The sequence below is a fragment of the Sphingobacterium populi genome (genome assembly GCF_001586775.1).
Lineage (GTDB): Bacteria > Bacteroidota > Bacteroidia > Sphingobacteriales > Sphingobacteriaceae > Sphingobacterium > Sphingobacterium populi.
This window is the reverse complement of sequence record NZ_LQXS01000005.1, coordinates 266138-290446: the sequence shown is the minus strand read 5'-3', so window position 1 is coordinate 290446 and position 24309 is coordinate 266138. Positions and strand designations below refer to the sequence as shown.

The 24309-nt window shown below is 42.5% G+C and carries 20 protein-coding genes and 1 pseudogene; 7 read left to right on the top strand and 14 right to left on the bottom strand.

Annotated features, from left to right (window positions below; all coding sequences use genetic code 11):
- Nucleotides 1-93 precede the first annotated feature (93 nt).
- Both A0125_RS13460 and A0125_RS13455 read left to right on the top strand, forming a co-directional pair.
- On the top strand, nt 94-1011 hold the full coding sequence (locus A0125_RS13460; protein ID WP_066757251.1) for a hypothetical protein: 918 nt from the start codon (nt 94-96) through the stop codon (nt 1009-1011).
- 216 nt (nt 1012-1227) lie between these two features.
- Nucleotides 1228-2649, top strand: coding sequence for a Gfo/Idh/MocA family protein (locus tag A0125_RS13455; RefSeq protein WP_066757248.1), 1422 nt, complete (start codon nt 1228-1230; stop codon nt 2647-2649).
- Nucleotides 2650-2746: 97 nt separating this feature from the next.
- On the opposite strand, the gene asnS is transcribed toward A0125_RS13455, so the two are convergent.
- From asnS to A0125_RS13435, 5 genes are all read right to left on the bottom strand, one after another.
- Nucleotides 2747-4192, bottom strand: a complete 1446-nt coding sequence (gene asnS, locus A0125_RS13450) for an asparagine--tRNA ligase (RefSeq protein WP_066757245.1) — start codon at nt 4190-4192, stop codon at nt 2747-2749.
- 99 nt (nt 4193-4291) lie between these two features.
- Nucleotides 4292-4918, bottom strand: a complete 627-nt coding sequence (locus A0125_RS13445; protein WP_156472551.1) for a hypothetical protein — start codon at nt 4916-4918, stop codon at nt 4292-4294.
- Nucleotides 4908-5411 carry an RNA polymerase sigma factor gene (locus A0125_RS13440; RefSeq protein ID WP_066757239.1) on the bottom strand — a complete coding sequence of 168 codons (504 nt, stop codon included), beginning with the start codon at nt 5409-5411 and terminating at the stop codon, nt 4908-4910. The genes A0125_RS13445 and A0125_RS13440 overlap by 11 nt, the downstream gene beginning before the upstream one ends.
- 12 nt (nt 5412-5423) lie before the next feature.
- On the bottom strand, nt 5424-5768 hold the full coding sequence (locus A0125_RS15640; RefSeq protein ID WP_156472550.1) for a hypothetical protein: 345 nt from the start codon (nt 5766-5768) through the stop codon (nt 5424-5426).
- Between the two features lie 150 nt (nt 5769-5918).
- Nucleotides 5919-6239: a DUF3817 domain-containing protein gene (locus A0125_RS13435; protein ID WP_066757236.1), complete on the bottom strand. Its 321-nt coding sequence runs from the start codon at nt 6237-6239 to the stop codon at nt 5919-5921.
- 213 nt (nt 6240-6452) lie between these two features.
- Between A0125_RS13435 and lpdA the strand changes: the two genes are divergently transcribed.
- Nucleotides 6453-7841 (top strand): dihydrolipoyl dehydrogenase, encoded by a 1389-nt coding sequence (gene lpdA, locus A0125_RS13430; protein ID WP_066757232.1) that lies wholly within the window; start codon nt 6453-6455, stop codon nt 7839-7841.
- Nucleotides 7842-7944: 103 nt separating this feature from the next.
- Here lpdA and A0125_RS13425 read toward each other — a convergent pair whose 3' ends face one another.
- Nucleotides 7945-8439, bottom strand: a complete 495-nt coding sequence (locus tag A0125_RS13425) for a Dps family protein (RefSeq protein ID WP_066757230.1) — start codon at nt 8437-8439, stop codon at nt 7945-7947.
- A gap of 197 nt (nt 8440-8636) precedes the next feature.
- Between A0125_RS13425 and A0125_RS13420 the strand changes: the two genes are divergently transcribed.
- Both A0125_RS13420 and A0125_RS16670 read left to right on the top strand, forming a co-directional pair.
- Nucleotides 8637-9047 (top strand): BrxA/BrxB family bacilliredoxin, encoded by a 411-nt coding sequence (locus A0125_RS13420; protein ID WP_066757227.1) that lies wholly within the window; start codon nt 8637-8639, stop codon nt 9045-9047.
- Between the two features lie 141 nt (nt 9048-9188).
- Nucleotides 9189-10828 (top strand): annotated as a pseudogene (locus A0125_RS16670) (amidohydrolase).
- Nucleotides 10829-10858: 30 nt separating this feature from the next.
- Here A0125_RS16670 and A0125_RS13405 read toward each other — a convergent pair.
- Nucleotides 10859-11734, bottom strand: coding sequence for a hypothetical protein (locus A0125_RS13405; protein WP_156472548.1), 876 nt, complete (start codon nt 11732-11734; stop codon nt 10859-10861).
- Between the two features lie 83 nt (nt 11735-11817).
- Nucleotides 11818-12699, bottom strand: a complete 882-nt coding sequence (gene lipA / locus A0125_RS13400; protein WP_066757216.1) for a lipoyl synthase — start codon at nt 12697-12699, stop codon at nt 11818-11820.
- 210 nt (nt 12700-12909) lie between these two features.
- On the opposite strand from lipA, the gene A0125_RS13395 reads away from it, so the two are divergent.
- Together A0125_RS13395 and carB are read left to right on the top strand one after the other, a co-directional pair.
- Nucleotides 12910-15168 (top strand): glycoside hydrolase family 20 protein, encoded by a 2259-nt coding sequence (locus A0125_RS13395; RefSeq protein WP_066757212.1) that lies wholly within the window; start codon nt 12910-12912, stop codon nt 15166-15168.
- Nucleotides 15169-15336: 168 nt separating this feature from the next.
- Complete coding sequence (carB, locus tag A0125_RS13390) at nt 15337-18156, top strand: carbamoyl-phosphate synthase large subunit (protein ID WP_066757209.1); 2820 nt, start codon at nt 15337-15339, stop codon at nt 18154-18156.
- A 228-nt stretch (nt 18157-18384) separates the two neighbouring features.
- Here carB and hemB read toward each other — a convergent pair whose 3' ends face one another.
- From hemB to rbfA, 6 genes are all read right to left on the bottom strand, one after another.
- Complete coding sequence (hemB, locus tag A0125_RS13385; RefSeq protein WP_066757206.1) at nt 18385-19359, bottom strand: porphobilinogen synthase; 975 nt, start codon at nt 19357-19359, stop codon at nt 18385-18387.
- Nucleotides 19360-19366: 7 nt separating this feature from the next.
- Nucleotides 19367-20953, bottom strand: a complete 1587-nt coding sequence (hemC, locus tag A0125_RS13380; protein ID WP_066757203.1) for a hydroxymethylbilane synthase — start codon at nt 20951-20953, stop codon at nt 19367-19369.
- Nucleotides 20954-21045: 92 nt separating this feature from the next.
- Nucleotides 21046-22287 carry a glutamyl-tRNA reductase gene (gene hemA, locus A0125_RS13375; RefSeq protein WP_066757200.1) on the bottom strand — a complete coding sequence of 414 codons (1242 nt, stop codon included), beginning with the start codon at nt 22285-22287 and terminating at the stop codon, nt 21046-21048.
- A gap of 194 nt (nt 22288-22481) precedes the next feature.
- On the bottom strand, nt 22482-23108 hold the full coding sequence (locus A0125_RS13370) for a hypothetical protein (RefSeq protein ID WP_066757197.1): 627 nt from the start codon (nt 23106-23108) through the stop codon (nt 22482-22484).
- 33 nt (nt 23109-23141) lie between these two features.
- Complete coding sequence (gene aat, locus A0125_RS13365; protein WP_066757194.1) at nt 23142-23834, bottom strand: leucyl/phenylalanyl-tRNA--protein transferase; 693 nt, start codon at nt 23832-23834, stop codon at nt 23142-23144.
- An 18-nt stretch (nt 23835-23852) separates the two neighbouring features.
- Nucleotides 23853-24230: a 30S ribosome-binding factor RbfA gene (gene rbfA / locus A0125_RS13360; protein ID WP_066757191.1), complete on the bottom strand. Its 378-nt coding sequence runs from the start codon at nt 24228-24230 to the stop codon at nt 23853-23855.
- Nucleotides 24231-24309 lie beyond the last annotated feature (79 nt).

Here is a 24309-nt window from a genome sequence, read left to right as displayed (position 1 = left end):
TGTAGCAATTGTAGTTCGTTGTACCGATGATTTTACATTTAAACCATTTTGGATGTAAGTAACTCTAAGAAATGACTAATATTACATACTACAATGACTAATGATATGCTTCAATTTTCTAACCTACGGATTTTAATATTTGCACTAGTACTACTCTCCTTTACTATAACCGATCTTTTTGGACAGGAACCGAGAATTAGTGTAGCTCCCCGTATTGGGTACGGTGTTCAAGCGTTAGACTGGTCTATCGCAGGAAACTTGGATGGTACAGGTCCAAACATCTATTCGGAGTTAATTTGGGAACAAATTGAAGGGATGAATTATGGACTGCAAGGAACAGTTCGCTTGCTTCCTAAGTGGCATATAGTTTTTGATGGTGAATATCAGCAAACTCGAAAGGGTAGAGCGCGTGATACAGATTACAATAGCGACAATAGAACATCACCATTTTATGATGAACGATTTAGCAGTGATGAGGGTTATTTCTATAACTACAATGTGTCCGCAAGATATAGTTTGCCGGTTCTTGGACCAATTTCGCCTCGAATTCTCTTAGGTTATGAGCAATTGGGAAATCGTTTATTCCTCTTGCCTATGCCAGAAGATACCGAGAATCAAGATTTAAGAACAACCTATCAGACTGACTGGTATGGTGGCCGAATTGCCTTAGAATTGGCGTACGCATATCAATCATTTTATGCGGTTGGTAGCTATGGTTTTAGTCTTCATGATTATAAGGCAAAGGCCAATTGGAATCTGATTGACAATTTCGAACAGCCCATCAGCTTTAGGCATTCGGCTTTAGGATTAAAGCACAATGCTACATTGCATCTTGGTTATCGAATCAATGACATATGGGCCGTGGAATTATCTGGTAATTATATTACTGCTTCTACCAACTATGGTTTAGATGAGCTCTATACCCGCAATAGCGGTACATTGCGTACGCGCTTCAATGGAGCCAATTTTACACAGTACAGCGGTGCGTTGGGTATCCGTGTGGATTTCTAATAAGAGCAATAGTAAATATCCTTATTTCCGTAATTTTCATTCTCCAGTATCGTTTAACCAATATTTTAAGTTTTGGAAGATTGAGCAATCGATTGCGTTTTCTATTTTGTTCCATTTGTCGTTAGATTCAATTATACTTGCTATGGCATCACCATAAGTAGAAACCCAACATTCTTTTATTGTGATAGCATCAGAGAATCTTTTAATACCGCTACTATGGATACATCAAGACGTTCATTCTTAAAGCAAGCAAGTCTACTTTCCGGCTTAGCTATTTCGCTTCCTAATATAGTTCACTCTCAACGCGCGGGCTCAAGTCACAATATGTCTGGTTTTCGTGCAGCGAAGATCGAACGCATTAAAATGGGCATAATAGGGTTGGGCAATCGTGGCGAAGGCGCTGTTTCACGTTTTACCTACATAGATGGTGTAGACATTGTGGCACTGTGCGATCGACACGCACATAAAGCACAAAAAGAACATGATAAAGTTGTTCAAGCCGGTCTTTCTGCGCCAAAAACTTACAGTGGTGATGAAGGTTGGCGTCGTATGTTAGAGGAAAATAGATTGGATCTAGTATACATTTGTACACCTTGGAGCTTGCACGCTCCGATGTCTATCGCTGCTATGCAAGCTGGAGCTCATGTAGGCTGTGAAGTACCCATTGGATTGACCATGGATGAGCTATGGAAAGTTGTACAAGTTTCCGAGCAAACACAGAAACACTGCATGATGCTCGAAAACTGTTGCTATGATTTCTTTGAATTAATCACGCTTAACATGGTACAGCAAGGATTGTTTGGAGAACTGTTCCACGCAGAAGGTGCATATATTCATGATCTGTTGGATCTCAACTTCAGTAAAACGTACTATGATGACTACTGGCGTTTGAAAGAAAACATTCGATTACATGGCAACTTATATCCCACGCATGGTATAGGGCCAATCGCCCAATGTATGAATATCAATCGTGGCGATCAGATCGCCACGCTAGTCAATATGCAGAGTGCTGATTTCCATATGGCGACTCATGCCGCAGCATTGGCTGCGAAAGATGCAGACTTTGCCCCATTCGCTCGAAAGTCCTACAGAGGTAATATGAATACCACATTGATGAAAACCGAGAAAGGGAAAACTTTGATGGTACAGCATGACGTCAGTTCGCCACGCCCGTATTCGCGTATCCACTTACTGAGCGGTACTATGGGCTTTGCCCAAAAATATCCCACGAAAGGATTATCATTTAGAAATTATAAAAATGGGCATGCTTGGCTAACGCCAGAAGCTACGGCTGAGCTGGAAAGCAAATATACTCCAGAACTGGTGAAACTGATTGGAGAACAGGCCAAGGCTGTTGGCGGACACGGCGGTATGGATTTTATCATGGATTGGCGATTAATTGATTGTCTTCGCAATGGTTTGCCATTAGACCAAGATGTATATGATGCCGCGTCTTGGAGTGCTATTATACCGCTGAGTATACAATCATCCGCACAAAATAGTCGTCAGCTAAATTTTCCAGATTTCACCAAAGGCCATTGGAAAAGCAATACTCCGGTAAACCTTAGCTTAGATGGCGGTGGCAATACCAAGATTCGTGCTTCTGCCAAATCTGCCGAAGGACAGTTGCAGGTTTAGCACGTTCCAGATTAGCTTATCATTTAATTTTCAACAAGAGCGCTCTTAAAATAACCATTTTAAGAGGCGCTCTTGTTATATAAAGGATTGGTTACTCTTAAAACTCTGCGTTCTTTGGAGTACGTGGGAAAGGAATCACGTCGCGAATATTACTCATACCGGTGGTGAATAGTACCAATCGCTCAAAACCAACTCCAAATCCGGAGTGCGGTGCTGAGCCAAAGCGTCGCGTATCCAAAAACCAATCAATTTCGTGCTCCGGAATACCGACTTCTGCCATACGCGCTAATAACTTTTCTAAGTTTTCCTCACGTTGCGATCCACCAACCATTTCTCCGATTCCTGGGAACAGGATATCCATCGCACGAACGGTGTGGCGGCCTTGCGCATCTGGTTCATTCTGCTTCATGTAGAATGATTTGATCTCTCTCGGATAATCCGTCAAGATCACCGGTTTTTTGAAGTGTTTCTCTACCAAATAACGCTCGTGCTCCGATTGCAAATCAGCGCCCCACTCTTCGATCAAGTATTTAAACTGTTTCTTTTGGTTTGGTTTACTCCGTTTCAGGATTTCAATCGCATCGGTATACGTAACCCGTTCGAAATCGTTGGTTAGTACAAATTGTAACTTGTCGACCAGGTTCATCTCAGAGCGTTCGCTCTGCGGCTTAGATTTCTCTTCTTCCAACAATCGGTTGCTTAAGAAGGCAATCTCGTCTGGACAGTTTTTCAACGCATAGTTGATCACATATTTCAACAATTCCTCCGCCAGATCCATATTGTCTTCCAGCTCGTAGAAAGCCATCTCCGGTTCGATCATCCAAAACTCCGCTAAGTGACGCGTAGTATTCGAATTTTCTGCACGGAAAGTCGGGCCGAAGGTGTAGATATTCCCTAAAGCCATTGCTGCCAGTTCACCTTCTAGCTGTCCAGATACGGTGAGGTTGGTTGATTTCCCGAAGAAATCTTCTTTATAATTTACCGTGCCATCTTCATTGCGCGGTACATTGTCAAAATCGATCGTGGTTACGCGAAACATTTCACCCGCACCTTCTGCATCAGAGCCCGTCACGATAGGCGTATGCATGTACACAAAGTCGCGGTCGTTGAAGAATTGGTGTACGGCAAATGCCAAGGCGTTACGTACTTTAAAAATCGCATTAAACGTACCCGTACGAAAGCGCAAGTGCGCAATCTCTCTCAGAAATTCTAGGGAATGTTTTTTGGGTTGTAATGGATATTTTTCCGGATCAGAATCACCTAAAATGGTCAATTCATTTACCTTGATTTCCACGCGTTGCCCTTTGCCAAGCGACTGTACCAACTCGCCTTTTACACGAACGGCAGCACCAGTCGTTACGCGACGCAGTAGCTGCTCATCGGTATTCTCGAAGTCAACTACAGCTTGGATATTATTAAGTGTAGAGCCATCATTGATGGCAATAAATTGATTGTTGCGAAAAGTCCGCACCCATCCTTTAACGATTACCTCTTGACCAAAGTCTTCTGCGATTAGCAGTTGTTTAATACGTGTATGTTCCATTATAAATATCTATACCCTGCGCGATTGCGCTTTTGCTATGCAAGGATACGAAAATAAGCCTTAATCATAAAAAAACAGATTTAAATACACACATAAATACTATTCTTCGATATCTTCTAGTACACTCTTGATCTCTGTCAATGGTGTGCCATACCTCTTTTCTATTTGGACAGATGATCGATACATGACGAATGCTAGGAAAGTGGCTAAACCCAGCAGATTCCAGACGAAAAACCACGGGTTCTTATCCAATGTATCGGTGAAATGGTAGTAGTTGGAGAACCATTGCATCGCATTTTCACGACCAATCAATATAAAGTAAATCATGGTAGATAAGGGTGCCATGAAAAAAATCATTCTTCTCTGCAGCTCAATAGTGTACTTCAATTCGTAATATACCTGTTGTAAGTTCTCTTTTGAATTGAGGATGTAGGGATTTCGGTCGATTCTTGTAATGCGATGAATATTCTTGAAATGGGAGATAGTTATTAAGACTACTTGTAAAATGATAAGATAGTAGACAATAACAATTACTTCGTGAAAGTCCTCGTAGAACGGTATTGTTAATAGAAAAATAAGTGCTATTGATGTGTATATCAGCTCCCTTTTGAAATTTTTTCGGATTGTCTCCAAGATAGATTGTGTTTTTTGTAGGCTTGCTGGCCTCACCTGTACAAGATCTCCCGCTTGCTGATCCCATTGTTTTTTTATTTCGTCAAAATTCATAACCATTTTTTTTAATGATGTTTTGCAATTTTTCCTTGGTACGATTTAGTTTTACGCGAGCATTACCTTCACTAATACCTAGATTTAGTGCGATTTCCCGATGAGAATGACCTTCCAAAAAGAGAAAAATTAACGCTTTTTCTACTTTAGTTAAATCTTGTACAGCTTTATAAAAATAGTCTAATCGTTCTTCTGCTACGGCAGAATGATGATCATCTTCGGATTTGTCGATTGCTCCTGTTAGTGAAATCTGATCCACTTTTCGTTTCTCCTTTTTGAAGTAAGTAAGCGCCGTGTTCAAAGCAACACGATACATCCATGTGGAGAACTCGCTTTTTCCCTCAAAAGCACAATAAGATTTCCATAGCTGAAATGTGATCTCCTGCACAAGATCTTCTTGATCTTGTGCCGTATCCATATACATCCTCGATACCTTGTATAGTATATTGCGATGTTGCTGAAGCAAATGAAGAAATTGTTGTTCTTTCGACATACTGAACTTCGCTTATCGTGTTGTTTTTCTGAGAAGATAAATGTTGAAGAATAGTGTCAAGCAGGCTACGAACCAATAGTCTCCATTACTGATAAAGAATAAGACCATAGCTAACAGCACTAAGAAGACTAGCGATATAGGTGTCAGCCAAATACGAGGTGAGCCATCTTTTCTAAAGGTATATAATGCGGCTCCTTGAAGCAACAATATACCCCCAATGTAAGATAGATTAATTTCGGTAGCAAGTAATGCTTCCGAGAAAGACAGGGAAATCCCCGAAAACAAAAGACCAAGCATAAAGAGCGTGTCTCTTGTGATACTGATAAATTTGTACGGACGAATCGAACTTGTAGTCATTTTTTTCTGTTTTTATGAGTTATTACACACCGTTAGTATCGGTGTTGACAAAACGTTACAGAAAAAAATAAAAAATACAATTTGGACCAGATTTGATGCAAATGTTTCAAGAAGAAGATGCTATGTAATTGGCATGTCAATAACCCAAGATTAGATCTTTTCTTTGTTAATAATCTTCAGCACATCGCGCTCCACCCAGAAGGAAACGATCGGGATCAGAGAAGCCGCAAAGTACATCACTACCCGTTTAAATTTCCAATTATACGATTGCCAACATGTAATCAATAGCACCACGAAAATCACGACCAAAAAGCCATGAATAGATCCGGCGATACGTACTGTGCCGAGACGAATATCATCAGGTATCTCCATAAAGCGAGGCAACACGTACTTAACAGGCATTGCGACAAAGAATAAAAATATGGTGGAGATCGCCTCCCACAGCGCAACTTGTCTAAAAATTCTGAGCATAACTATATTAATCGCATTTGAATGGTTCGCAAAGAAAGGTATAAAAAGGGGATGAGTAGAATTCTTTTTCCGGAACTGACTTACACCTGACAAAATCTTGATGTTCATCGTCTTGTTCGCAAGTATTTTGACAGGGAATTTGCGGAATAAAATGTAGAAAGGTGTATTTTTGGTATATTTGTCTAATAGAATCAAAACGACAACGTTATATTTATGAATTACGATATTATTGTTATTGGTAGTGGTCCAGGTGGGTATGTTGCTGCCATCAGAGCATCCCAACTCGGTTTTAAAACAGCGATTGTAGAACGTGAAGCATTAGGTGGAATCTGTTTGAACTGGGGCTGTATTCCTACAAAAGCATTGTTGAAAAGTGCACAGGTTTTCGAATACCTGAACCATGCCGAAGAATATGGTATTAAAGTGAATGGCGGAGAAGCAGACTTCGGAGCTATCGTAAAGAGAAGCCGTGGTGTTGCTGACGGAATGAGCAAAGGTATCCAGTTCTTGATGAAAAAGAATAAAATCGACGTCATCATGGGTACGGCCAAAATCAAAAAAGGTGGTAAAGTCGAAGTAAAAGGTGCCGATGGTGCAACCAAAGAATATACGGCTAAACACACGATCTTAGCTACAGGAGCTCGCTCTCGCGAATTGCCTAACTTGCCTCAAGACGGTAAAAAAATCATTGGCTACCGCCAAGCGATGAATTTGCCTACACAACCTAAATCTATCGTAGTAGTTGGTTCTGGCGCCATTGGTGTCGAGTTTGCTTATTTCTACAATACAATTGGTACTAAGGTTACTATTGTTGAGTTTATGGATCGCATCGTACCAGTAGAAGACGAAGAGATCTCGAAACAATTGGAGAAATCACTGAAAAAAGCAGGTATCAATATCTTAACTAAATCAGAAGTTACAGGTGTAGATACAAAAGGCGATGTATCTAAAGTGAAAATCAAAACAGCGAAAGGCGAAGAGGTTATCGAAGCCGAAATTGTACTTTCGGCAGTAGGTATCACACCAAATATCGAAAATATCGGGCTTGAAGAAGTTGGTGTGAAAGTCGATAAAGGCCGCGTATTGGTAGATGATTTTTACAAAACTAACATTGATGGCGTATATGCTATTGGTGATATTGTAAAAGGTCAAGCTTTGGCACACGTAGCTTCTGCAGAAGCGATCACTTGCGTGGAGAAAATAAAAGGCTTACATGTAGATGCCATTGACTACAACAACATCCCGGGTTGTACGTACTGCTCACCGGAGATTGCTTCGGTAGGTTACACAGAGAAAGCAGCGAAAGACGCTGGTTACGAAGTAAAAGTAGGTAAATTCCCATTCTCTGCATCAGGTAAGGCATCTGCTGCTGGCGCGAAAGACGGTTTTGTGAAAGTAATCTTTGATGCGAAATATGGTGAATTCTTAGGAGCACACTTAATTGGTGCAAATGTAACGGAGATGATTGCTGAAGTAGTAGTAGCTCGTAAGCTAGAAACTACAGGACACGAAATCATTAAATCAGTGCATCCACACCCAACCATGAGCGAAGCGATCATGGAAGCAGCAGCTGATGCTTACGGAGAAGTAATCCACTTGTAGGTAGTACAAGTTGTTATCAAATATAAAAGCCGCTTTCCGAGTTGTCAATCAACAAAGTAAGCGGCTTCTTTTTGAATAAACTATAATAAACAGGTGCATTTATCTAACTAAGATGCGAGCGCAGCATCCATGCTGTTTTTTCGTGTTCCTCCATCAACCCGGTCAAGAAATCTTCTGTGCCGGTATCACCCGCTGCATTAGCCAGTTCTATTCCAGATCGGATAACCATTATAACAGTTTCGAAATCCGACGTCAATTCCTTGATCAGCCCTTGGCTATCAGTACCTCCGTATTGGATTTCCGAAAGATGTGTTAATTGCAAATATTTCGCTAATGATCCTACAGCATAATGTCCAAGCATACGTACCCTTTCTGCTACGTCATCGATATTGACCGCCAATTGGTCATACAACGTTTCGAAAAATAGATGCTGCGAATGAAAATCTGGGCCTTCCACATTCCAGTGTGCATGTCTAATCTTTGTGTATAATACGGTATAATCTGCCAACAGCTTATTTAAAAATTCTGACACATTCGCCATGTCTTTCTCTTGCAAACCGATTTCCGCTTTCTTATGTGTTTTCGATAGTGTACTCATGATATTATATATTTATACCAAAGTTGGTGCAAATCACATGCCTGATCAGCACTTTTTAGTAATACTTATGTCACTTTTAGATAGGTAGGATTTTCTAAAAATGTTGCCATTCATAAATCTTACATTCTACTGATTCCTTACCCTTGACCCGCTGTAGGTTTCCTCTTATATTTGTATAAATTTAAAACAGAGAAGATATGTATCCAGAATATTTAGTAAGCCCAATGCGCCAAGAATTGGTAGATGCTGGCTTTGAAGAGCTGAAATCTGCTGAAGCAGTAGAAAGCGTCATTCCATCAGAAGGAACCGTGTTTGTCGTAGTTAATTCAGTATGTGGATGTGCCGCAGCCAATGCGCGTCCTGCTGCCAAAGCAGCTGTTAAAAACGAAAAACATCCGGATAAATTAGTCACTGTATTCGCTGGTATGGAAAAAGACGCTGTCGATAGAGCGCGTGCATATATGTTGCCATATCCTCCATCTTCGCCAGCGATGGCCTTATTTAAAGACGGTCAATTGGTACACATGATTGAGCGTCACATGATCGAAGGTCGTCCTGCACAAATGATTGCAGACAATCTGGTAGCAGCATTTGACGAGTACTGCTAGTCCGATTTTTTTATTTGGTCTTTTGAATGAAATCAAGCTTTTCGCACTGGCGAAAAGCTTTTTTATTTCTCGTGCACATCTATGTCCGTGCATAATCTCCGTCATTTCTTTTGTAAATTAGCACAAAGCATATAGTCACACATGAAATCGTTATTCGCAGCTCTTGGTTTGCTATTTTTATTTGCCTCTTGTACTACCAATCATGAGGTAGACCTGATTGTATACAATGCAAGGGTGTATACGGTCGATTCGGCTTTCACTATCGCAGAAGCATTTGCCGTGCGTGGTGGTGTATTTATCGAAATCGGCAGTTCCGACCGGCTATTGCAGCGTTATGAAGCGAAAGAAACTATTGATGCACAAGGCGCAGCTATCTACCCTGGTTTTTACGATTCGCATGCCCATTTCATGGACTTCGCTTCTTCATTAGATATGACTAATCTATATGGCGCCCATTCGCTTAGCGATGCATTGCAGCGTTTGCAAGCTCATCGTAAAACATATCCTGATCGTCCGTGGCTCGTAGGTGCCGGGTTAGATCAAGAGCGATGGGAAGATAACACCATTTCGGTACGCGATTCATTGGATAAGTACTTTCCCAACATTCCAGTTTACCTTACTCGCGTAGATTATCAAGCCGCTACTGTGAATTCTAAAGCACTAGAAGTGGCAGGTATAGATACCGCCTTTTATGTTGAAGGTGGGTTGATGTTGACAGATTCGTTAGGGCATTTGAGCGGTGTTTTAATGGACAATGCGATGGATTTAGTGAAGAAGCACATACCAGAAGTCAATGACGATCAGGAGCTACGCGCACTAACCAAAGCAGAGCAGCTCCTGTTTTCCGTTGGCCTCACCAGCATTGTTGATGCCGGTTTAAATGAACGGGATTTGGAGTTTATGAGAAACCTCTACACCGGCAACAAACTGAAGATTCGTAATTACGCCATGATTGAGGACAATCTGCGTACGGTGCGACGTATGATCCGTAGCGGATACTACGACGACGGGCGGCTTAGTATTCGCGCGGTAAAGCTTACGGCAGACGGTTTGTTGCGAACTCGTAATGCAAGCTTATTGCTGCCTTACTCGGACGACAGCACTACAAGCGGATATCTGCTGCAAACGCCGGAAGAATTGGAGCGAACGATAAAAGAGATTGCCGCTACCAACTTCCAATTAAGCACGCGGCTGTAGGTGATTCTGCAACCCGGATAGTACTCGATCTTTATGGCAAATACATCGGGCCAAATAATGATCGGCGTTGGCGCATCGAACATGCTCAGGTCATCAATGAGTTAGATTTCGAAAAATTTGATCGATTTAGAGTATTCCCTTCACTACAACCTGCACATGCGACCTCAGATATGTACTGGGTAGAAAATAGAATTGGTGAAGAGCGCCTGCGCAATGCCTATGCGCTGAAGCGTTTGGTAGATAATTATGGGATGGTAGCGATTGGGAGCGGTTTTCCGGGAGAAAACTTTAATCCGCTCAATAGCTTTCATGCAGCCGTTGCGCGGGTAGATGCCGCTGGTTTCCCAGAAGGAGGATTTGAAATGAAAAATGCGCTGACCCGTCGTGAAGCATTAATGGGAATGACCATTTGGGCAGCCCAAGCCTGCTTTCAAGGATCCCGACGAGGTAATATTCAACGTGGAAAGGATGCTGATTTTGTTATCTTGTCGCAAGACATCATGACGATACCAAATGAAGAATTGCGAGATGTGACTGTGTTGCGCACAGTAATAGACGGCAAAACTGTTTATCAACGTAAATAAGTAACATCGTCCTCGTTTTACAGTAATCGTTTAGAGCAAGATAGTATTGCTACGATCCGCAACCATGCCATAGCGAACGATGAGCCAATATAGTGGCCCGACGAAAAATAGCAGTGCCAGTAGAGTATAAATAAAATAACGTAAAGAAAGTAAATCTCGATCAACAGCGTTGCCTTGATAAACAGCACTATAAGAGCTTTTAAAATAAGAATGACGACGAGCCAATTGTGTTAGCGCCTGTTTTTCTAAACCCTGATCGTATAGTTGAAAATACAAAAAAGCTCCGACATTAATTTTCTTGAAATGCCGTACTGATTGCTCAAAAGAGTGTCGACCTCTGTTTAGAGCAAACTCTTCTTTCGTAATCGTATCTTCGTATTTGAAGGCAAGCCAAGCTTTAGCAGCCCTTTCGTAAGCATTCTTCTGCGAGAATATGGGTAATAAAAATAATGACTTTAGGTGCACTTTGTTACGATTCCAGCCCCATCCATTCTCATAAGTATGAATTGGAATAACACGCATACGATCCACATGCCACTCGCCCAGCGATAGAAAAGTAGGCTGTTGGTGTGGCGGCATCTCTTCTATACTTTCTAAATGCAATACTTTGCCCACGTTGTATCGAATACTGCTGGCGAGCGGTTGAAATAGTAATGTCGCCGAACACGTCAAAATAAGTGCTATTGCGACGCGGTGCAGTGCCCCGTGCGTAAACGGTAGAAAGCGAAGGTAAAGGTTTGTTTTTGTGTAAATATAGGTAGTAAAAACACTGCTGATGGCAGCACCCACAGATAACGGTAACACAATGCGTGTCAGGAAAAAAGGAAAGTTGTCATCCTGCGTATGAATATACAACGCGAAGAGCACCGTGCTGACCAATAATATAAAGAGCAATGCGATTAGCATTGCTCTTAGAAGAAATCTTTTATAATCTGGCTGCTTCATTTGCTCTAATTTAAGCAAAAACAGCCTAATAGTCAAGCAATTGCTTATTGCATATCGAACAGGTGTTTCTCGGCGTGGTAAGAAGATCTTACGAGTGGGCCAGATTCAACATATTTGAAACCCATTTCTAATCCGATTTCTTGATAGCGTTTGAATTGTGCAGGTGTTATCCATTCTACCACAGGATGGTGTGCTTTGCTAGGTTGTAAGTATTGACCGATGGTTAGAATATCTACACCTACCTCATACAGGTCGCGCATTGCTTCCACTACATCTTCTTCGGTCTCGCCAAAGCCAAGCATGATGCCAGATTTGGTTCGCAAACCGGCTGCTGCTATACGACGTAGGCATTCTAATGAGCGATCATATTTCGCCTGGATACGTACTTCGCGCGTTAGTCGACGCACCGTTTCCAGATTGTGCGATACTACCTCTGGTCGTACAGCTAATACGCGATCTAAATTATCCCATTGCCCTTTGAAATCTGGGATCAGGGTTTCCAATGTTGTTTGTGGACTTTCACGTCGAATCGCATTGACGGTTTCTGCCCATATGGTAGATCCGCCATCTTTCAAATCATCACGGTCTACCGAAGTAATCACGCAATGTTTTACTTCCATCAGTTTTACGGATTGCGCCACACGATTAGGCTCGTCCAAATCAACTGCCAACGGTCTCCCTGTCGCTACTGCACAGAATGAACATGAACGAGTACAAATGTTGCCTAAGATCATAAAGGTAGCCGTGCCGGCACCCCAGCATTCGCCCATATTAGGGCAGTTGCCACTTTCACAGATCGTATGCAGCTTGTGCTCGTCAACCAGCCCACGCACGTGGCGATATTCCTTGCCGACAGGCAATTTTACGCGTAACCAATCGGGTTTCCGCTGAGTTTGTTGTGCTGGAATAACGGGTAATTCAATCATACAACAAAGTTACACATTATTTCATTTCTTACGCAAGGCATTTGTCGAGCGAGTTTCATAAGTTGCCCACATTTATGAAGTCATTAGCCGTCCTACCTGAAACGATTTTCGCGTAGAACGAGCACTCCGTCTCATAAAAGTTTTACAATCCATACATTGTTCGTTCACACTTTATTTAGGATCTTTGGGTACAAACTATACTATTCTCCTATGACACTTTGGCGACTCGCACTACTTGGCGGTTTTCTCTTGATAACTTGGTGCAGCAGCATGGCGCAAGAGCTACACGTGGATATCATTCCCAAACCAGATCGAGTCATACTTCAAGATGGTGCACTTAATTTAAATCAATCTTTTCCAGTGTATTACAGCGAGCGTTTTCAAGAGTTGAGCTCCTTGCTAAGCGAAGTGCCAAAATTACAGGTTGCTTCCTACGAACTGTTTAGAAAGATGAAGAAGCATCAGCCAGCTGGTATTTGGATTCTGGAGTCATCCGAGTCAGATCGTCTTCGGCCGTCCGAATATACACTCGTAATTAGCCCAAGCGGAGTGATGATAAAGTCGCCAGATAGTGCAGGAGCACTGGCGGCAATTCAGAGTTTACATCAATTAAGTATGCTACAGCATACTGCTGCACTTCCTTTTGTAGAAATACAAGACAAACCTCGTTTTGCCTATCGAGGTTTGCATTTGGATGTTTCGCGCCATTTTATGCCTATTGCTTTTCTCAAAAAGTACATCGACGTGATGGCTCTGTATAAATTCAATCAGTTTCACTGGCATCTTACTGATGGAGCAGGATGGCGGTTGGAGATCCAGCGTTATCCAGAGCTTACCAAAAAAGCAGCATGGCGACCGCAGGCACATTTTGCCGATTGGGAAAAGTACGGCAAACGCTACGTAGAGCAGGGAACGGCCAATGCGCATGGCGGATTCTATACACAAGCACAAGCGCGTGAGCTCGTCGCCTATGCCGCCAGAAAAGGCATCAATATTATTCCTGAAATCGAAATGCCTGGCCATTCCGAAGAAGTGCTGGCCGTGTATCCGGAGCTTTCTTGCACGGGCTTACCTTATACACAAAATGAGTTTTGTGTAGGCAATGAGCAGACCTTCACCTTTTTGAAAAATGTGCTGGACGAAGTGTTGACTATTTTCCCTTCGGAATATATTCATATCGGAGGCGACGAAGCCGATAAGTCCCATTGGAAAACCTGTCCTAAATGTCAGGCCTTAAAATCAAAACTTAATCTTCAGACGGAAGAAGAACTGCAAAGCTACGCCGTGCAGCAGATGGATGAATACCTGCAATCAAAAGGACGCAAAATGATTGGCTGGGACGAGATTCTGGAAGGAGGATTGACCGATGGCGCCACTGTGATGAGCTGGAGGGGCGAAGAAGGCGGCATAGAAGCAGCCAATAAAGGGCACGACGTCATCATGACGCCACAAAGCCATCTTTATTTTGATTTTTATCAATTCGATCCGCGCACACAACCTAAGGCTTTTGGTGGTTATCTTCCGTTAGAGCGCGTGTATAGCTACAATCCATTATCCGAGAAGATCGCTAAAGACAAAGCCAAGCATATTTTAGGAGCACAAGCAAATCTTTGGACAGAATTCATGCCTAATCCGCAGCAAGTAGAATATATGGCTTTTCCACGCGCATTGGCACTGGCAGAAATCAACTGGACAGAGCAAGACCAGCGGGATTTTCCAGATTTTAAGCGGCGTTTGCAAAAACATTATGCGCTGTTACAAGATTTAGGCGTCAATTACTACCGACCAAGCTTCGATGTGTTGTACGATGTAGTGTACGATGCGGCAAAAAAATCGAATCGCATCACCTTGTCTTCCGAGCAGTATACGCCCACGATACGTTACACTACAGATGGTACAGATCCAAACAATGAATCACCACTCTATATCGCACCGATCGATTTGGCGGTAAGCGCAACACTGAAAGCAGCTTCGTTTTTAGATTCTGCGCGGATGGGCCCGATCGAAATAGTAGAATTAGATATTCATAAGGCGATCGGAAAATCCGTGCAGTACAATACAAAGTGGAATGACAGCTACGCTGCACAGGGAGAACGTACCTTGGTAGACGGTCGCAAAGGTGGTGTAAGCTATCAAGATGGCAAATGGCAAGGGTTTACATCAGATATCGAATTGGTGATCGATCTGGATCGTCGCGAAGAATTGAGCCGTGTAGCTGCGCGCTTTATGCAAATGCCCGGCCCAGGTGTATTCTTTCCAGGTTCGATCAAAGTATCGGTTTCGGACAATGGTAAAAGCTATCGTGAAGCAGGATCCTTTGTGCCGCACATCGATAAAAATCCAGCTGTCTTGGATATCCAATCTTTCGAAATTAAATTCGATAAGCCGGTGATGGCAAAATTTATAAAATTCGAAGCGAAGAATACCAAGAAAGCCTTTTTATTCGTCGATGAGATCGTTGTAGATTAATTTATCAGTATTTTTTATATTATTCGTACAAGTTTGGCTCGATTTACAAAAAATAACTGTAATTTTGCACTCCGACAAAGCAGTCGGAATTCCGCACTCTACAATGCACATCCCGTTGCGCTGTCCCACAATTAACAATTTGTATTTTAACATTTTGAATTCAAAGAAATGCCAAGAAACACTTCCATCAACTCGGTTTTAATTATCGGTTCAGGGCCTATTGTCATCGGACAGGCGTGCGAATTTGATTATTCGGGCTCACAAGCCGCCTTATCTCTTAAAGAAGAAGGTATCCGAGTTTCGATCATCAACTCCAATCCAGCAACGATTATGACAGATAATATCGTCGCGGACAATGTGTATCTATTGCCACTTACTTGTGAGAGTATCGAGCAAATATTGGAAGAGCAACAAATCGATGCTGTATTGCCTACTATGGGCGGACAGACGGCATTGAACTTATGTATCGAGGCATCCAACAGAGGTATCTGGGACAAATACAATGTGAAAGTAATCGGTGTGGATGTTGCCGCCATTGAGAAGACAGAGAACCGCGAAGAGTTTCGCCAGCTGATGATTGATATTGGCGTTGGTATTGCCAACTCCAAAATTGCTAACTCCTTTTTAGAAGGTAAAGAAGCTGCGCAACAAATTGGCTTTCCATTGGTAATTCGCCCTTCATACACATTAGCTGGTACAGGTGGTGGTTTCGTGCACAAAAAAGAAGATTTTGATGCTGCCTTGAATCGTGGTTTGCATGCTTCACCAACACACGAAGTATTGGTAGAGCAAGCGGTACTAGGTTGGAAAGAATTTGAATTAGAATTACTGCGTGATACCAACGATAATGTGATCATTATCTGTACGATCGAAAACTTCGATCCGATGGGTATCCACACAGGTGATTCGATCACGGTAGCACCAGGTATGACATTATCTGACAAGTGTTACCAAGATATGCGTAATCAGGCGATCCTGATGATGCGCTCGATCGGTACATTTGCCGGAGGTTGTAATGTACAGTTCTCAGTAAATCCAGAGAACGAAGAAATCATCGCTATTGAGATCAATCCACGTGTATCTCGTTCATCGGCACTAGCATCTAAAGCAACAGGATATCCTATTGCCAAGATCGCTGCCAAATTAGCCATCGGCTACAACTTAGATGAGTTGCAAAACCAAATCACGAAAACTACTTCGGCTTACTTCGAACCAACGTTGGATTACGTGATCGTAAAAGTACCTCGTTTTAACTTTGATAAATTTAAAGGCGCTAATAAAGAATTAGGTTTACAGATGAAAGCCGTAGGGGAAGTGATGGCTATCGGACGTACCTTTATCGAGGCGTTGCAGAAAGCAGCACAATCCTTGGAAACAGGCCGGGCAGGTCTTGGCGCTGATGGTCGTCAATCACGCGATCTAGAAGAAATTATGTACTCGTTAGAGCACCCAAGTGCAGATCGTCTATTCCACGTTAAAGATGCCTTCGAAATGGGCGTGCCGTTGGAATCCATCCGCAAGGTGACGCATATTGACAAATGGTTCTTAGTGCAAATCCAAGAATTGGTGCATTTAGAAACGGAATTACGTCGTTACCAACTAAACAATATTCCACGTGATTTCTTCTTGACCTTGAAACAAAAAGGATATTCTGACGTACAGATTTCTTGGTTGTTGGGCAATGTGACAGAAGATCAAGTATACGATCGCCGTACCGAACTAGGCATTCGCCGCGTGTACAAAATGGTGGATACCTGTGCGGCAGAATTCCCGGCACAAACACCATACTACTACTCGACATTTGAGGATGAAAACGAATCACAAGTATCTGATCGTAAGAAAATCGTAGTACTAGGTTCAGGTCCTAACCGTATCGGTCAAGGTATCGAATTCGATTATTCTTGTGTACACGGTTTGTTAGCCGCCAAAGAATGTGGTTACGAAGCGATCATGATCAACTGTAATCCAGAGACGGTATCTACCGATTTCAATATGGCAGATAAGTTGTACTTCGAGCCAGTGTTCTGGGAGCACGTTCGTGAGATCATCGAGCTAGAAAAACCAGAAGGTGTGATCGTACAATTAGGCGGGCAGACAGCCTTGAAAATGGCGAAGCAATTGGAAGAGTTAGGAGTGAAGATCATCGGAACATCTTTTGCTGATATGGATTTGGCAGAAGATCGTGGTAGCTTCTCTGATCTGTTGAAAGAACTGGAAATTCCTTATCCGAAATACGGTGTAGCAACTTCTGCTGAAGAAGCTATTGTGGTAGCGAATCAAGTAGGTTATCCGGTACTAGTTCGTCCTTCGTACGTGTTGGGTGGCCAAGGTATGAGCATCGTGATTAACGACGAAGATTTGGAAAAAGCAGTCGTGAAATTGTTACGTACGCTTCCAGGAAACCAGATATTGATCGACCATTTCTTAGATCGTGCAGAAGAAGCTGAATCCGATTCGATCTGTGATGGCGAAGATGTACACATCATCGGTATGATGGAGCACATCGAGCCTGCGGGTATCCACTCTGGAGATTCGTCAGCAGTATTGCCACCATTCAGCTTGTCTGAAAATGTGCAATCTAAAATGGAAGTGTATTCTAGAAAGTTGGCCAAAGCGTTGAATGTTCGTGGTTTGTTGAACATACAATTCGCGATAAAAGATGAGCAAGTTTATGTAATCGAAGCTAATCCACGCGCATCGCGTACCGTGCCATTCATCGCGAAAGCATACGATGTGCCATATATCAATATCGCGACGAAAGTGATGTTGGGAGCCAATAAATTAAGTGATTTCACCATCGAGCGCAAGCTGAAAGGTTATGCGATCAAAGAGCCTGTATTCTCTTTCTCTAAGTTTCCAGAGGTAGATAAGCAGCTCGGCCCCGAAATGAAATCTACTGGTGAGGCGATTCGTTTTATCAAAGATTTGGAAGATCCGCATTTCCGCGATTTATACAGTCAAAAATCGATGTTCTTAAATGCACAATAGATTGGAGCTGTTTAATAAATAAAAATAACGGTGGCTATCTTCAATGATGGCCACCGTTATTTTTTAAGCTAATAAGACGTATGCCATTCGGTGGTAAAAGAGATGCTGAGCGGACATGTCGGTTAGCTGCATAAAATAAAGAAGCCCATTCGATTTTTCGAATGGGCTTCTTTATTTTATGTCCTAGCGAAGCGGATTACTATGGTTTCCACTGCTCATCCGGCTGATTTATCGCGGCAACCAGCCATTCGCCAATACTTCTTTGGCGTGGTAAGTAAGGATAGAGGAAGCACCAGCACGGCGGAAACTCAATAAGGTTTCCATCGTTGCACGTTCTGCGTCTAACCAACCATTTTGTGCGGCTGCTTTCAGCATGGCGTATTCACCGCTTACATTATATACAGCGATTGGTAAGTCAAAATTATCGTGCAATAGCTTCACCACGTCTAAGTACGGAAGCCCAGGCTTCACCATCAAGAAATCGGCACCTTCCTCTGCATCTAGCTGTGCTTCGATCAGCGCTTCGCGCACATTAGCCGGATTCATCTGATACGTTTTCTTATCACCTGATTTGGGCGCGGAATTCAACGCGTCGCGAAATGGACCGTAAAACGCAGAAGCGTATTTTGCGGTGTACGACATTAATGATACATTGGTAAATCCATTCGTGTCTAATACATCGCGAATATAGCCAATGCGGCCATCCATCATGTCTGATGGTGCGATGATGTCTGCACCAGATTCGGCATGTGCCAGCGCCATCTTGCCCAATACTTCCAACGTTTCATCGTTCAAGATTTCGCCATTCTCCACAATGCCATCGTGTCCGTCCGAACTGTATGGATCCATCGCTACATCCGTTACGACACAAGCTTCCGGGAAATTTTTCTTCACCGCTTCGATCGCACGCAGGTACAAGTTGCCTTTTTGGTAACTAACTGTAGCGTGCTTATCTTTTAGAGAATCTTCGATATTTGGAAACAAATCAAAAGCCTTCAATCCAAGATTCATACAGCTTTCTACTTCACGTAAGAGATTGTCTATACTGTAACGATAGATGCCTGGCATGGATTTTACCTCCGTCTTCTGGTTGTCACCGTCTACAATAAATAAGGGAAAAATCAAGTTGCCTGCATGTAGGTGCGTTTCTTGCACCATATCACGAATTACGGCCGATTTTCTGTTTCTGCGTGGTCGAATCATTGTTTTGTTATATTTCTAATCCAAATACTGCTTCTGCCAATCCCACTTCATCAGGCGAGAATGGTAAAACATACGGAATACCCATTTCATCAAATTTCTTACCCGTCGATGTACCAATTGAGATTACTTTCTGTCCCGGATCCAACAAATGTTCGCGGAAATAAGCCTCCACATTGCTCGGCGATGTGAAGATCAGTACTTGGGCATTAGTTTTATCTACATCCTCTAATTGTACGGTCTCGTAAATCGGGATGGTGATTACTTCTGTATCTTCACTCAAGGCATCGCGTACGGTATTCATGCTTTCTTTAGCGCAAGGGATTACGACTTTAGTACCATTCGCGATTTTAGCAAATTCTTGTGCAAATTCTTCAGCCGTCACTCCAATCTGGTCGCCGGAGAAATCAGCAACCCGATTGTACTTCCGTAAAGCCTGCTCTGAACCTTGCCCTAATACCGCAATCTTAGTTTTCTTCATCAGGAATGGTTCCAACTTGAAGAAATGGTCGATTGCATTTTTACTGCCAAAAAATAGCCAATCTACATGCTTGAGGATAAAGGAGTCCAAATGCCTAATGATCGGAAAGATTTTGATTAGGGACCTGCCCTCAACCGCTATCTCATGCTTATTCAAGAAGCGAGAGAGGTAAGATTCATCATCCAAATCCCGTGTGATAAATACAGACTTAGGAAGCGCACGATCTTTCTGGAATTTTTCAAAAATGTGTTGCGCTAATCCCTCTGTAGTCTCAGCGCGAACGAATAATCGGTCTGGAAATTCTTCATTATCTTCAGCAACTGAAGTCCACACTTCGTATAGCCCATCATGCTTACGGCAATAACAGCCTAATGGCGCATGGCAGCCTGCGTCAAACAGGTTAAGCACTTTACGCTCTACGGCGATGGTTTCTTGTACTGCCAAATCATTGATTGGCTGCAAGATATCATATAGTTCCTGATCATTTTCACGGATCTGTACCGCTAGTACGCCTTGAGCAGGTGCAGGAATGATTTTTATGGGTGGAATAGCTTCTACGTGAAATTCAGATAAGTCCATTTCAACCCGTTCGATGCCTGCTTTGGCTAGCATAATGGCATCATATTTACCATCACGTAGTTTCTGCACGCGTGTTTGGATATTACCGCGTAAATCTGCAAAATCCAGATCGTTTCTCAAAGAAAGCAATTGTGCTTTTCTACGGTTGGATGAGGTGCCAACATCGGCTTTACGCTTCAGCGATAATCGCTGGGAGATATCCACCGCTTCTTTGCGAATGATGAGTAATTCCGCTGGATCTTCCCGTTCGGATACTGCGGCGATTGATAATCCAGGCGGATTGATAGTGGGTAAGTCTTTATGCGAATGGACGGCTAGATCAATCTGATTAGAAAGCAATTCTTCTTCTAGTTCTTTGGTGAAAAAACCTTTTCCTTCTAACTTATCTAAGCGCAAGTGTTGTACGATATCGCCCTGTGTTTTGATGATCTTCAAGTCGGATTCTACTCCAATAGCTTGTAGTCGATCTTTGATATAGTTAGCTTGCCATAATGCCAAAGCACTTCCTCTCGTGCCGATTGTAAGTTTTCTTTTCACAATGAAATAGTAAAAGTGTGGGGCTATATTAGCTAAAATGATGCTAATATGCCAGAGAAAAGATGATAAAAAAGAGTGGAAAGAAGTCTTTTTTAATTCTGTGAGATGTCAGGTGATTGTACTAAGATCTCTTTGGCCATCACCATCGGGACTTTAATATATTTCTTCTCCATGTAATTGATGACCTTCTCTAAGACTTCACGCGCTTGCGGATCCAATCCATTCAACTCACGTGCAAATACTTCATTCATAGCAGTAGCGCGTATCTCCTTGATTTTATCTGGGACCTGACGCATGGCCACTTCTACTCGCCTTTGTTTAATCATCGGAATAAACTCCTCGATGTTCTGATGTATGATTTTCTCGGCATGATGTAGTTCATCATAGCGTTCTTTAATGTTCTTCTGTGCAATAGCTTGCAAACTGCTAACTTCGATATAATGGATTGGGTTTTGCGCAATCACATCGGCATCGATATCGTTGGGAATAGCCAGATCCACAACTACTTTCTTATCAACTTCACCATTGCATAGCGAAGTGTATAATGCTTGATCCACAATAGGTTCTGAAGAACCGGTACAAGTGATCATCACATCAAAGCCTTTTTTGTAGTTGGCTAATTCGGATAGTGGGAAGGCCGCAGCTTGAAGTTCAGAAGCCAACGCATAAGCCTTTTCTACCGTTCTGTTGAAAATGACGAAGTTTTTGTATTTATGTTTTTTCAGGTATTTCGCCAGATTTTGGTTTGTCTCACCTGCACCGATAATCAGGATGCGTGGGTTTTCTACCAATTTTACTTCTCTTAATTTTCGGTAAGCTAGTGAAACTACGGAAATAGGATTACGCGAAATATTAGTATGGGTATATACTTCTTTCGCGGTCTTGACCAAGCGATCCATCATCATGCGCATGAAATCTCCAGTAAATCCAGCATCGCGACAGCGTTCGTATGCTCGACGTACCTGTGCTAGGATTTCTTTTTCTCCTACCACTAAGCTCTCGATAGAGCACGACATACGAAGTAAGTGATTGAGAGCTTCTAATCCAGAGTACTTATTGACTTGGCCAAGATAGCATTGTAAGCGTTCGGAAGGAACACAAAAATTCATGCTGTGCATGAAATGTGCAATAAACTCATCGGTAAGTTCATGCGCTCCATAAAACACAAACTCGACACGGTTACAAGTGCCAACGTAAAATATTTCAGGAATATCTAAGCTGTTTTTGAGATTGATTAATCGGTGGTTCAACTCTTCGTTGCAGATTACCAAATTTCCCAAGTCTTTCAACTCGATATGTTTGTGTGTAAACGCTATTACCTTTAAATTTTCCAAAGTCTGCTTCTCGCGCTATGATTCGTCCTGCAAATGTAGATCAAAAGCCGTCTGTTTCTGTCAAAAATCTGTCAAAGCGACAAATTTAGAACGATTTTAAATAGTGATAAAATAGTTCTAATCGGCAGTATTTCAGATAGTTAATTTTATTATATGCGTATCAACACGGTGATTTGTCTATAACAACTGACGATCTATTTACCAAAATCCTTTAAACGCTGTAAGCCAATGTCCTTTTTCTCGATGTCAAGCTGAGTTACCCAAGCTTTTTCTGCGAGCAGATCAAGCCTAGTTTTTGGTTCACTGAGCGATACGGGCTTGATACGTACATCTTCTTCCAGTACGGCATGTGCACTGTGTAAGTTGTCGCTGTGCCTGATAATGCGGATCGTAAAAGTTGGCCATTTGCCCACCGCCGAAAAATTAGCCTTATGAAATTCAACGGTTTTCTGCGGACTTAGCATTGCGCTAAATATTCCTTTCTGTTTGCCTGCTTGTGTTTCACCGATAGAGATCAGTAATTGAAACGAAGTTTCGTTTACAATCCAAAATCGTGCTAATCCCTCTTTTTGCTCGCCTGTAACAGCGACATAAATGCCTTTTTCTACGAACTCACCAACTAGCGTGGTCGCTGTAGTGTCGCCATCATCATCCGCACGCTTCATATCACCATGTACTGCTGTAACTTTCGTTACCGATACCGGAATTTCGAATCCCGAGTCATCCGTCACGCCTATAATGCCGTCGCTCAGGAAAGACGTAATATGTCCTTCTATTGCCTCATCCACAAATCGTACAAAATCACCTATTTTGAAATTCATATGTTATTGCTTAGCCGTAAAATGTAGTAAAATCTATATTGTATCTTGATTCGGATAGATCAGTAGATCGAGTCCATTTTGTATATATTCTTGCTGATCCAATATCTGCAAGTAAGATTCTTGCGAAACCATACCTGCGCCCATACTTTCCAGGTGGGCTGAGTGGATCTGGCAATCGATCAATTGTAGATCAAAATGCTTTGCAAATTGGATTAAAGCATACTTCGAGCTATTGCTTGCTATGGAAAACATGCTTTCGCCACTAAACACCCGACCTATTAAAACTCCGTACAGTCCTCCAACTAATTCGCTGGCCTTATTCCACACCTCAATAGAATGTGCAAATCCCAGTTTGTGCAATTGGATATAAGCCGTTCGCATATCATCCACGATCCAAGTGCCGTCCTGATCTTTTCGCGATGCCGTGGCGCAAGCATCGATCACTGTCGTAAATGCCTGATTGTACGTCCAGCTAAATTGTTCAGATCGCAACACTTGACGCATGCTTTTGCTGATGCGAATGTTTTTTGGATTTAATACAAAACGCTCTTGCGGAGCATACCACAGTATTGGTGTATCTTCGCTATACCAAGGGAAAATACCTTGGTGGTATGCGTGCAACAAACGAGTAGGAGATAGGTCGCCGCCTACGGCAATCAATCCATCTTCTTCAGCCAGTGTCGGATCGGGCATCTGCGTCGGATCGGAATTGAGTTGAAAGATCATGAGCGCGATATGGGTCTCTTAATCTTCGTCTGGCTGGCGAGGCTCTTTGCTAATCTGGTCAAAAATTTTGTCCATATGTTCTACGTACTCATTGGTGTCATCTAAAAAGAATTCTAAATGCGGGACAATACGAGCGTTATTCTTGATGCGCGTACCCAATTTGTAGCGGATTTCGCTGGATTTACCTTTGATTTTTTCAAGATCCTCTTTGGCGGTCTGTGTATTAATGAAGCTAAGGTATACGCGCGCAATCGCAAGATCGGGCGTAACACGTACTCTAGTAACGGTAATAAATGCATTCGGCGCCCACTGGTGTGCTTCCCGTTGAAATATCTCTGCTAAATCTTGCTGGATTACACCAGCAAATCTTTGTTGTCTTTTGCTCTCAGTTGCCATGGTAAGATGGATTAGAAGGTAACGCAATGTTGATCTACAAATATAGGGAAAATAGCTCACATGGGCAGGAAGGCTCAGG